Below are 9,585 nucleotides of genomic sequence, written 5' to 3'. Positions count from 1 at the left end.
AACGCTCGACCAGACCCAGTGGGACCTGCACGACCTGGCCGGCAAGCAGGCCCGGATCCAGATCGTCGACAACAACACCGGCGGCTGGGGCCACATCAACGCCGACCAGTTCACCCTCACCGACCAGCCCTCTCAGAGCCAGGCCCAGAACGTCCACTGGATGGACTACGGAGCCGACTTCTACGCCGCCACCTCCTTCAACGACGAGCCCGCCGGCCGACGCATCGTCATCGGCTGGATGAACAACTGGCAGTACGGGGGGAACATCCCCACCTCCCCCTGGCGCAGCGCCGACTCCCTGCCCCGGGAGCTGTCCCTGCGCACGGTGAACGGCGCCCCGCAGCTGGTGCAGGTGCCGGTCAAGGAGCTGGAGCAGTTGCGGACGGGCACGGTCAGCACCGCACCGACAACGACCGTCGCGGCCGGTGCCGACGTGCCCCTGAGCACTCAGGGCAGCCTGCTCGACATCACGGCCAACCTGCGTGCCGGCACCGCGACGGACTTCGGCCTCAAGGTCCACACCGGAGGCGGCCAGGAGACCCGCATCGGCTACGACACCACCACCGGGGAGCTGTACGTCGACCGGACACGCTCGGGAGACTCCTCCTTCGGCGGGAACTTCGCCGCCGTGCACCGCGCACCGCTCAGCCTCGACGCCGACGGCAAGCTGCAACTGCGCGTCATCGTGGACACCTCCTCCGTCGAGGTGTATGCCGCGGACGGCCGGGTCGTCCTGACCGACCAGATCTTCCCCAACCCCGCCAACAACGGCGTGTCCGTCTACGCCACTGGCGGCACCGCCTCCCTGGACGCCTTCAGCGCCCAGAAGCTGAACTCCATCTGGGCCGACCGCTGACCGATCCCGCCCCCTGCCCCGGAGCGTGCACTTCTCCATCCGCGCTCCGGGGCAGGCCTGAGCCCGACACCGTATGAAGGACACCGGACGAGTGCTGCAGGGTGGTCCGGTTCGACCGACAACGGCCGAACCGGACCGGCCTGAAAATCCCCTTCCCCCACATCGGCCATTGATCGTCGCCTGCGCCGTACGGTGCACCGGCCCCACCGCCGCTTGGCCCTCGTCACCGGCCGCTGAAGGACGACCACCACAAGACAGGGGTCAGCCGGGTAAGAAGGGCACCACGGTGCCGTCTCCTACACAAACGGTCGCGCTCCAAGCCAGTTATTAATACATACTCCTGCGGCGCGCTGTAGCCGGGCTGCGGTCCCCACCCGGGCCGGCCTCCCGGCTGTGCCGGACCCGAGCCTCTCCTGGTCTGCCGTCCGGGGCCGGTTCCTGCTGCGTCATGGCGTCCGCCCTTCTGCGGTGGACGCTCGACGCTACGCACCCCGATGATCTCTGTCGCGCCGGCTGCTCCGTACGGGAGGCCGGACAGGCAGCGCGCCGTTCCCTCCCTGGGTCTCCGGGAACCGGCCGTTCCCGGAGACCGTGTGCCGTGCCGGGGTCAAGCCCACCGGCTCTGGCGCGGGCTCGGGGACGGTTGGGGACAGCTGACCGAGCGGCAGGTCCGTGTGGAGTGCACAGGTCGCCGCACCCGCGGGCGCACACGCTCGGCGGAGCTGCTCCTCCCCAACCAGTCCGGGACGGCCAGCCGACCTGCCGAGCGCGTCTTCGACACCATGCGGCCAGCCCGTCCCGTTCACGCTGTCGTCGGTTAACGGCTGAGGTCGGCGCCTCTGCTTGCGTTCCCGAGGCGTCACCGAAACGGCCGTTTTGGTGACGAGGCGCTCATCAGGCCGGGGCGAAGCGGTCGATCAAGTACCGAGTCGCGGCGGTAAGGGCCTGGAAGCGGAAGTGCGCTTCACCTGCGGTGGAAGTTCCAGGGTGAGGGCCGTTGGTGTGGGTGATGAGCCAGAGACCGTGAATGAACCAGCCTCCGTCCCTGTCCGCGAGGACCTTCTGTTGGTCCTTGAGAAAGTTGATGGCCTGGCCGCCGTCGCCCTGCTTGGTGGAAACGAACCCCTTGATCGTGGCGGTCTCCACGAGGACCGACTCGAACATGGCGCGGATACCGCTGTTCGCGTCCTCGAATCGCCCCTCGACGAGGGCTCGCACGGCCCGGCGATAGCAGTCCTTCGCAACCGCCCAGCCGAGCCGGTCGAAGTCGGCCTCCAACGCTGTGATCTCATCACTGAGCGGCGCGGCCGGCTCGTCGAGCGGAAGGAGGCGGATCCCGGTTCGACGGGTCGTGGTCTCACCCCAGGAATCTGCCGTCGTTTCGAAGTCTGCTCGCAGATCGAGCCCGTCACCGCGGGCGCTCTCGCGCAGCCGCCAGAACGGCGTACCGGGTCGCATACCGCCAGGCTCCGAAGGCGCAACCTTCTCAGCGACCAGCAGCACGAAGTCGCAGAGCGCTCGGCGCTCCTCCTCCGCTCCGGAGCCCGTTGCGGCCCGCTTGGCTTCTTCTACGGTCTTTGCCACCAGCTCGGCCTTGCCGTACGACCTTTCAGGCACGGCACCGTCCAGGTTGGCTTTCATGAACACGAGCCGCAGTTGACCTTCCGAGAAGGCCCCGACAGCGATTTCTGCAGCGCTGCCGATCAGGGATGACGAGAGGAGTCGCACGAGTCCATCGTGGCTGACCGGAAGGTCTGCTGCCCGTGAATTTGCGCCCCGTTGCAGCCTTCGAGTCCCCTGCATTGCCCTGCGGCGGAAGGGGTCAGCGAGCCCTGACGCGGACCGTTTCGGCTGCGTGGAGCGCCGCCTCGATAAGCCCCAACTCGCCGGCCAGCGTCCCGACGAAGGCGTCGACCGCCTCGATGGCGCGGCCCTCCAGGGTCTCTGGCTCGGCGAAAGCGGTGGCGAACGCTCCGGCCTGAGCGGCGAGGGCGGGCCGACGGGCCTGGTAGTAGGCCCATTGGGGGCGGTAGACCGCGCGCACCCGGTCGAGGGTCGCCTCGTCGATCTCCTCGTTGCGGAGTCGCCGGACCGCTTGGTGCCTGGCGTGCCACATGGCGACGTGGTGCTGGACGGTGACTGGTCCGAACGGTCCCGGGATCGCGCGCTCGATCCGCGGCGTGCCCGGCTGAGCCGGCCAGGGCGAGCACAGCTCGGTCAGAACAGACGTCAGACGCGGCAAGTCGACCCGCCCGGTCCGCTCACCCTCCTCAATCACCAGCTGAGCTGCACGCCTTTGCGGGATGGTCGCCGACGGATGGGCGAGCGACGTGACGACCGCGCGAGCGGTCTCGCTCCGCCTGGCGGCGGTCTGCTTGCCGGTGGCGCGAGCGTGGGTGCGCCAGGCCCGACGCGCCTGCGGGGTGAGCACCACGGTGTCGTCGATCAGCCACAGGTACAGCACGACGCGGATGATCGAGCGCTGGGGAACGCGCCCCAGCGGGGAGCGTTCCCGCGCTTCGAGCAGCTTGGTGAACAGCTCGCGCTGTTCGGGAGGGAAGACACGCGGGTCGCTGCCGTGCGCCTTGGTCTTGCGCGGTTCGGGGCTGGCGAGCAGTCCCTCCTCCACCCAGTCCGTCACCATGCGGGTGCTGGCCGACCGCACCCCGAGGGCGTGTGCGTCGGCGACCAAGTCGGCCGACGCGCCTTCGGCCCGTGCGGCGGTCCGGTCTTCGTCCATGGCGCCGAACTTACATCCAGATCCGGGGCCGGTGGGCTGCGTTCGACGGCTCTCAGCCGGGAGGGTAGTGGCCACCAACAGCCGCGCCCCGCACCGTATCCCGGCCAGGAACAAGCGGTGCGGGGGCGGCGAACCTCGTCCCCGGATAGGAGACCGTCATGACCCACCGTACGCACCGCCCCGTTCCGAGGCGGCAGCGCGCCCGCCGTCGATTCGTCCACCGCCTCGGCCAGGCGGCGATCTACACGGGGACCACCACGTTGGTTGCGGGACTGACCCGCGCCCTGCTGCATCTGGTCCATCTGGCCTGACCGCGTTGGCAATGCCAAAACAGCCGTTTCATCCGTTACCCACCAGCCGGGCCCACGCCGACGCACCGTGGCCCGAAGCCGGAGCCAGTCCCGGCCGTCGCCCAGGTGGCAGCCCAAGCCCTAGAAGGCACGAAGCTCGACGCCGATCCCCATGCCGTCGAGGTCGCTTCCGAGCCTCCAGTAAACGTCGATCTCGTAGAAGCTCTCTGCATCGCCGTTACCCTCAGCGGGGTCGATCTTGTACATCTCGGGGACGTCGTAGGCCACCGTGTACCCGGCCTCCGCGTCGGACCACTGGACCCGGACCACCATGTCCGCTGTACCGATGTCGTAGTTGTCGTTCCCGTGGTTCTTAGCGATGTACTCGAACAGGTACGTGAACGTATAGCTGTCATCCTTCTTGATCGACCGAAGGTAGTCCAGCTCGTTCTCGAAGCCATAGTTGTTCAACTCACTCCACATGGAAGGAGCATAGTAGTGCTTTGTTAGGCAGTTGGCTTCATCCCGGGGCCACCAGCCGCGGGCTGGTCTCCTGCGCCGTCCAGGCTCTGGCCGGGCAGGCGTTCCTCCTGCCGGGCGTCGACTGCGTCGAGATCGTCCACGCCCCGGCGGACCGGGGGAGCGGCGCCGTCCCGGCACGGCTCGGCTTCGTCGAGCACCGGCGGCGGCCAGCCGAGCGGCTGGCTCCTACCGAGACCGGCGAGGAGCGCGTGTGGCAGCTGACACGCGACCAGGCAAAGTCCCTGCCCCAGGGCCGAGAGGACTGCGGGCGGTGCGCCTGACCGCTCCGGCCGCGCACGCGTGGTGGCGCCTTCGCTCAGCGGTTCCCGGCAGTGGGGAGTTGGGTGATCAGGGTGCGTTCGCGTACGAGGTCGGCGTGGAACTGCGGGGCGTTCGGTCCGAGGGCCTCCATCGCGTCCTGGACTGCGGTAAGGGCCTCGGCGCGACGGCCGAGCATCCGCAGCGCGGTCGCCGTCCGGAACAGCATAACGGGGTCGCTGGGGTCGAAGACCGGTCGGGCGGCGAGGGCGAGGATGGCCTCGGCATGATGGGGCAGGCCGTCTCCGAGCCACAGGCCGTGCAGGACGGCGTGGGCGACGCAGGCGTCGTCGCCGGCCTCGTCCAGGACGCGGGTCATCGCGGTGATGCCCCAGGGTGTGGACCGCCCGAGGAGTGCGAACGCCTCCAACGCCCGCGTGTAGGGGTCCCACAGCGCCCGCCGGTCCGCGGGGACGGCGGACAGGAGCCTGGTGATGGTCCGGCAGCGGAAGTCGTAGCGCAGGGCGGCCAGGTGGAGGTGGCGCAGGGCCTGGGTGTGGATGCGGTCCGGCCCCGGCTTCTGCAGGTGCGCGGTGCCGTCCATGTGGGTGAGGGCGCTGTTGTGGCGCATCCGGCCGTGCCAGGCGAGGGCATTGCAGACGCGGGCCGAGGTGGGCCAGTCGGCGTCGGCCCGGCTGAGCCAGGATGCTGCGGCCTGGGTCCACGGTCGGCCGTCGTCGATGAGTTTCTCAACGACGGCCTGGGCGACAGCGAGGGCTGCCGGGCGGGAGGCGGTGCTGCGCAGGGCCGCGGGCAGTGCGGTTTCGACGTCGGGGTGGTCGCGGAGTCCTTGGATGATCATCCGGTTGGCCGGGGTGTCCCGGTGGGGGTCCCGTTGTGCCAGGTGGGCCAGGCCCAGGGGGAAGGTGAAGGGGAGCAGGGTGGTCACGGGCCTTTCGGGTGCTGGTGTCGTGGCCGGTAGCGGGCCGGGGTGGGTGCTTCAGCGGGCGCGGGCCGGGGTGCCGGCCAGCCTGGCGCCGGGCATCGCCGACGGACCGGTCGCCACGATGGTGGCCGGGTTCGGGCGGTGGCGGGCCGCTGTGGTGCGCACGGCCGACGCGGTGCGGTCGCCGGCCGGGGTGAGCGGGGTGATGTCGAGGTGGACCCGATGCTCGTCGGTGAGGTCACGACCGAAGCGTTCGACCGGTGTGGGGTCGGTGAGGGCGGTGGTGACGGCACCCATTAGCTGCGGCGGGATGGTGGGGGTGAATTGGGCCATCCAACCCTCCTGCTGCGGGGGTTCTGTGCTGCCAGCGCTGATGTGCCAGTCGGGACTGTCGCCCGCTTCCAGAGCAGGCCGGTCGGTGACGCGCCAGACGGTGGCCATGTCGCCTTCGGGGTGGGTGAGTTCGATGTGCCGCGCGGTGGCGTGGGCGTCGTGCCAGTGGGCGGCGCGCAGCGGTTCCAGGCCAGTGCCATCAAGGTGGCCATGGACGGCGAACAGGGCCGAGGGCCGGGTCTTGAGGGTGTCCAGGAGGGCGGTGTGCAGGGCGGTGACGATCTCGGGTGGGGTGCGGGGTTCGAAGGTGGCCTGCCAGAGCGTGGTGTTGCTGAGCAGGGCGTGGGCGCTGGTGGTCCAGGCGGTGCCGGAGCCGGTGGTGCAGGCGGTGGTGTGCAGGCGTCCGCAGGGGCTGCTGTAGATGGTGACGTTGCCGTGTTGGGCGCGGCGCCAGGCGGCTTCCTGCAGCGGCCGGGCGGGAGCGTGGGCGTGGTGGTGGCCGGGCCCGGCGAGGAACATCGGCGCGACCTCGACCAAGGGCGCCGGCCTGAGCGGCGTGGCGAAGAGTGTGTCGGCGCGTTCGGTCGCCTCGTGCAGCAGCGGGTACACGGCCTGCTCGATGTCCTCGCGCTGTTCCTCGTTCAGCGAGCCCCATGTCCGGGCGCTGTGCGGGTGGTCGAGGGTGCTGGGGATGAACCGGTCTTCCAGGATCTCCCAGATGTCGGAGGCCGCGTCGCCGGCCCAGGTGAGCTGCTGGGTGCAGGCGTGGGTGGCGGCGCTGTAGAGGTCGGTGTTGGTGAAGGGGAGTTCGGCGAGCGGGGTGGTCGGGGTGGGGTCGTCGGCGTAAGCGGGCAGGGCCTGGTGGTCCGGAGGCAGGTGGAGGAGGACTTCGGCGCGGTCGGCGGCGGCCAGGACGAGGTCGGCGACAAGGACTTCGGCGAGTTCCCGGTGGGGTGTGGGCAGCATGCTCCAGGAGGTGGCCGGGCGGCTGGGAATGGGCTGGTCGGCGGTGGCCCGGGGAGCGTCGTGGTCGCCGAGGGCAGCCGTGCAGACGTCGAGGGCGGCCTGGCGCAGGTCCTCGTCGGTGTAGGAGTGGTCGGTCAGGGTTCTTTCCTTCGATCAGAGACGGCGGATACCGGGCCGCGGCGGTGAGGAGGGCACCGGGTCGAGTGCGGGGACGGCGGCGGCCGGGGTGAGGGTGCTGCGGGTGCGGGCTGCCGTCGCCCGCGCGGCGGCGTCTGCCCTGGTCACGGCATCGTGAACGGCCGGCCTGCCGGGATCGGTGGTCGTCTCCGGGGCGGGGCGGAACAGCAGCGCAGTGGCGTGGGCGGCCTGTGCGAGGAGTTGCTGGACCGCGCGGGTGGAGCGCTCGCGGTCCTCCGGATCGAGGGCGCCCCAGGTCTTCTCGTGCGGGTGCCCGGCGGTGCTCGCGATGATGCGCTCGTCCATGGCGTCGCCGATACCGGACGGGTCGTCGGCCCAGTGGAGCTGCGCAGTGCTGACCTGAGCTGCGGCGCTGTACAGGTCCTGGCGGGTGACGCCGAGGGCGGGGAGTTCCTCGGCGAGACGCCGCGCCACCTCGGTGCCCATGTCGTTGTTCGCGGGCAGGCCAAGGAGGAGTCCGGTGCGTTCGGCCGCGTCGTGGACGAGCATGAGGACCAGGCCCGCGGCGGCGTGCTGCCTGGGCTCGGGCAGTGATCCCCAGGTGGTGGCGCCGTGGCCGCGGGTGCTGGGGATGACCTGGTCGACGAGCTGTCGGAGCACCTCGTCCGGGTCGTAGTCGACCCACTCCAGGGCGCCGGTGGCGGACTCGGCGGTCGCGATCCGCAGATCGGTGGCGGTGTACGGATTCTCCCGCTCCAGCACGGCCTGCGGTGCGTGGCCGAGCTGGACGAGAAGTTCATCCTCCATCCAGTCCCGGTTGCGGCGTAGCGGGGTGGGGTCGGTGAGGGCGTGGGCGAGGGTGTCGGCGACGACGGTGGGGGCGTGGGTGGTGAGCATCGCCTGCCAGTAGGGCGGGTGGCCTCCGGTGCCGCGTGGTCCGATCTCCACGTACAGGTGGGGGTGGGCCATGAGGTCGAGTGGGTCACCAGGTGGGTCGAGGCGGATCTGCACGCGGGCGAGGTGGTCGGGGGCTTCGAGGTCGAGAGTGCCGTCGCGGTAGACGGAGCGCCAGCCGGCTTCGCGCAGGGTGCGGATCAGGGTGCGGCGGTCGGCGGGCGGCTGGAGGGCGGGGTGCTGTGCGCCGGTGCGGTCGATGCGCGGGCCGGTGCGGGCGAGCTCCTCGACGACGGCGGTGACGATCTCGGGCGGGGTCTCGGTGGAAAAGCCAGCCATCCACTCGGGCGGCCCGAAGGGGTCCTCGGCGGCGGTGATGCGCCACCAGGCGCCCGGGTCGAGCTGTCCGGCAACGATCCGGAAGCGCTGGTCGGGGCTGGCCGCGAAGTCCTGGTCCGCGTCGCCTGCCGTGGCCAGGGTCCAGGCCCACTCGCCGGTCAGGCGGTCGAAGACCTGGTTGCTGTGGCTGCGTCCGGCGAGGTAGGCGGGGGTGACGTCGATCATCGTGCCCGGGTCGGCGGGGATGCGGGGCCTCCGTACGGGGTGCGGTTCGCGGGCGGGGCGGGTGGTGGCGTGGCGCGGATGGTGGTGGCGCGGGCGGCGGCCGTGCGGCTCTGCTGCTCGAACCACCAGGTGAGGCCGGGGTCGGCCCCGAGATCCTGGGCCCCGGCGGCGGTCAGGAGGTCGGCGGCGTCCTCGACGCGCAGCATCGCGTCCAGCGGGTGGGTGTCGGCGGGGAGTTCGTGCAGGCCGATCTCCTCGTTGTAGACGAAGCCGGCCTTCGCCAGCAGTCGGGCGGCCTCCGGATCCCGGCCGGGGCGGGCGCCGATGGCTACGACCGTGGTGCCGAACGCACCGAAGCTGACGGCCGGCCAGGACCCGTCGGCGTCCACGGGCGCGGGCTCCTGGTGTGGCGGCATGGGCGTGATGACGGCCTGGTCGCGGATGCTGGGCTCGGGCCGCTTCCAGGAGGAGCCGATTGCGGCGATGCGGGTCGCGGTTGCGGCCAACTGCCCGCCGAGGATCTCCAGGGTGGCGGTGTGCTCGGTGAGCTGGTCGGCGAGGTCGTCCCCGGATCGGTGCCCGAGTCGGGCGCACCACAGGGACAGGGCCCAGGTGTAGGAGGTGAGCCGGTTGAGGGCGCCGTCCGGGCCGAGGACGGCGTCGGTGAGTTCGGCCGTCTCTTCGTAGCCGTTGTCACCGGTGAGGAGGCGGTCGGTCAGGGCGGTGAGTGCTCGGGCCGGGTCGGGCACGGTGGCCGGGGTGTAGCCGGCGGTGGGGGCCGAGGCGCCGAGGGCGGGATCGAGGGTGACGTCGTAGCCCGCAGCGGCCAGGACGGCAGCGGCCCGGGTCGCGGCCTCGTTCTGCTGCCGCTCGCCGAGACGGAGCGCCAGCCGGGTGTACAGCACACCGTGGGAGAGGTCGTGGTACTGGAATCCATACTCGGCCAAGATGCTGAGCACGAAGTCGTCCCAGGGGCCTTCGGCGGTGACACCTTCGCCCGGTCGGCGGGTGATCGTGTAGGCGGGCTTGTCCGGTGCGGTCATGGATCTCCGTGTCGGTGCTCAGGTGCTGGGTGGCT

10 protein-coding genes are annotated in these 9,585 nt (G+C 70.9%); 3 read left to right on the top strand and 7 right to left on the bottom strand.

Features of this window, described 5'->3' with window-relative positions:
* On the top strand, positions 1 to 856 hold an 856-nt coding region (locus SNE206_RS26775; protein ID WP_407916061.1), incomplete at its 5' end, for a glycoside hydrolase family 32 protein.
* Positions 857 to 1,750: 894 nt separating this feature from the next.
* On the opposite strand, the gene SNE206_RS26770 is transcribed toward SNE206_RS26775, so the two are convergent.
* Together SNE206_RS26770 and SNE206_RS26765 are read right to left on the bottom strand one after the other, a co-directional pair.
* Complete coding sequence (locus tag SNE206_RS26770) at positions 1,751 to 2,584, bottom strand: hypothetical protein (RefSeq protein ID WP_407916060.1); 834 nt, start codon at positions 2,582 to 2,584, stop codon at positions 1,751 to 1,753.
* A gap of 94 nt (positions 2,585 to 2,678) precedes the next feature.
* Positions 2,679 to 3,596, bottom strand: coding sequence for a hypothetical protein (locus SNE206_RS26765; protein WP_407916059.1), 918 nt, complete (start codon positions 3,594 to 3,596; stop codon positions 2,679 to 2,681).
* A 158-nt stretch (positions 3,597 to 3,754) separates the two neighbouring features.
* Between SNE206_RS26765 and SNE206_RS26760 the strand changes: the two genes are divergently transcribed.
* Positions 3,755 to 3,907, top strand: a complete 153-nt coding sequence (locus SNE206_RS26760) for a hypothetical protein (protein ID WP_407916058.1) — start codon at positions 3,755 to 3,757, stop codon at positions 3,905 to 3,907.
* Positions 3,908 to 4,027: 120 nt separating this feature from the next.
* Here the strand turns inward: SNE206_RS26760 and SNE206_RS26755 are convergent, their stop codons facing one another.
* Entirely contained in the window at positions 4,028 to 4,369 is a 342-nt protein-coding gene (locus SNE206_RS26755) for a hypothetical protein (RefSeq protein WP_407916057.1), read from the bottom strand.
* Between the two features lie 20 nt (positions 4,370 to 4,389).
* Here SNE206_RS26755 and SNE206_RS26750 point away from each other — a divergent pair, with 20 nt between their 5' ends.
* Positions 4,390 to 4,689: a GNAT family N-acetyltransferase gene (locus SNE206_RS26750; protein WP_407916056.1), complete on the top strand. Its 300-nt coding sequence runs from the start codon at positions 4,390 to 4,392 to the stop codon at positions 4,687 to 4,689.
* Between the two features lie 35 nt (positions 4,690 to 4,724).
* On the opposite strand, the gene SNE206_RS26745 is transcribed toward SNE206_RS26750, so the two are convergent.
* The 4 genes from SNE206_RS26745 to SNE206_RS26730 form a co-directional block, all read right to left on the bottom strand.
* Entirely contained in the window at positions 4,725 to 5,615 is an 891-nt protein-coding gene (locus tag SNE206_RS26745) for a hypothetical protein (RefSeq protein WP_407916055.1), read from the bottom strand.
* A gap of 51 nt (positions 5,616 to 5,666) precedes the next feature.
* Positions 5,667 to 6,911 (bottom strand): DUF317 domain-containing protein, encoded by a 1,245-nt coding sequence (locus tag SNE206_RS26740; protein WP_407916054.1) that lies wholly within the window; start codon positions 6,909 to 6,911, stop codon positions 5,667 to 5,669.
* A gap of 153 nt (positions 6,912 to 7,064) precedes the next feature.
* A complete protein-coding gene (locus SNE206_RS26735; RefSeq protein ID WP_407916053.1) occupies positions 7,065 to 8,507 on the bottom strand; it encodes a DUF317 domain-containing protein in 1,443 nt (480 codons plus the stop codon).
* Positions 8,504 to 9,550 (bottom strand): hypothetical protein, encoded by a 1,047-nt coding sequence (locus SNE206_RS26730; protein ID WP_407916052.1) that lies wholly within the window; start codon positions 9,548 to 9,550, stop codon positions 8,504 to 8,506. Before SNE206_RS26730 ends, SNE206_RS26735 begins: the two co-directional genes overlap by 4 nt.
* Between the last annotated feature and the right edge of the window lie 35 nt (positions 9,551 to 9,585).

The organism is Kitasatospora sp. NE20-6, assembly GCF_045862635.1.
This window is presented reverse-complemented; position numbering and strand designations above follow the sequence as displayed.

What these genes read in the sequence shown, in the direction of transcription:
- SNE206_RS26765 (WP_407916059.1), bottom strand. Translation starts at nt 3,596, where the DNA reads ATGGACGAAGACCGGACCGCCGCACGGGCCGAAGGCGCGTCGGCCGAC.
- SNE206_RS26760 (WP_407916058.1), top strand. Translation starts at nt 3,755, where the DNA reads ATGACCCACCGTACGCACCGCCCCGTTCCGAGGCGGCAGCGCGCCCGC.
- SNE206_RS26755 (WP_407916057.1), bottom strand. Translation starts at nt 4,369, where the DNA reads ATGTGGAGTGAGTTGAACAACTATGGCTTCGAGAACGAGCTGGACTAC.
- SNE206_RS26740 (WP_407916054.1), bottom strand. Translation starts at nt 6,911, where the DNA reads ATGCTGCCCACACCCCACCGGGAACTCGCCGAAGTCCTTGTCGCCGAC.
- SNE206_RS26735 (WP_407916053.1), bottom strand. Translation starts at nt 8,507, where the DNA reads ATGATCGACGTCACCCCCGCCTACCTCGCCGGACGCAGCCACAGCAAC.
- SNE206_RS26730 (WP_407916052.1), bottom strand. Translation starts at nt 9,550, where the DNA reads ATGACCGCACCGGACAAGCCCGCCTACACGATCACCCGCCGACCGGGC.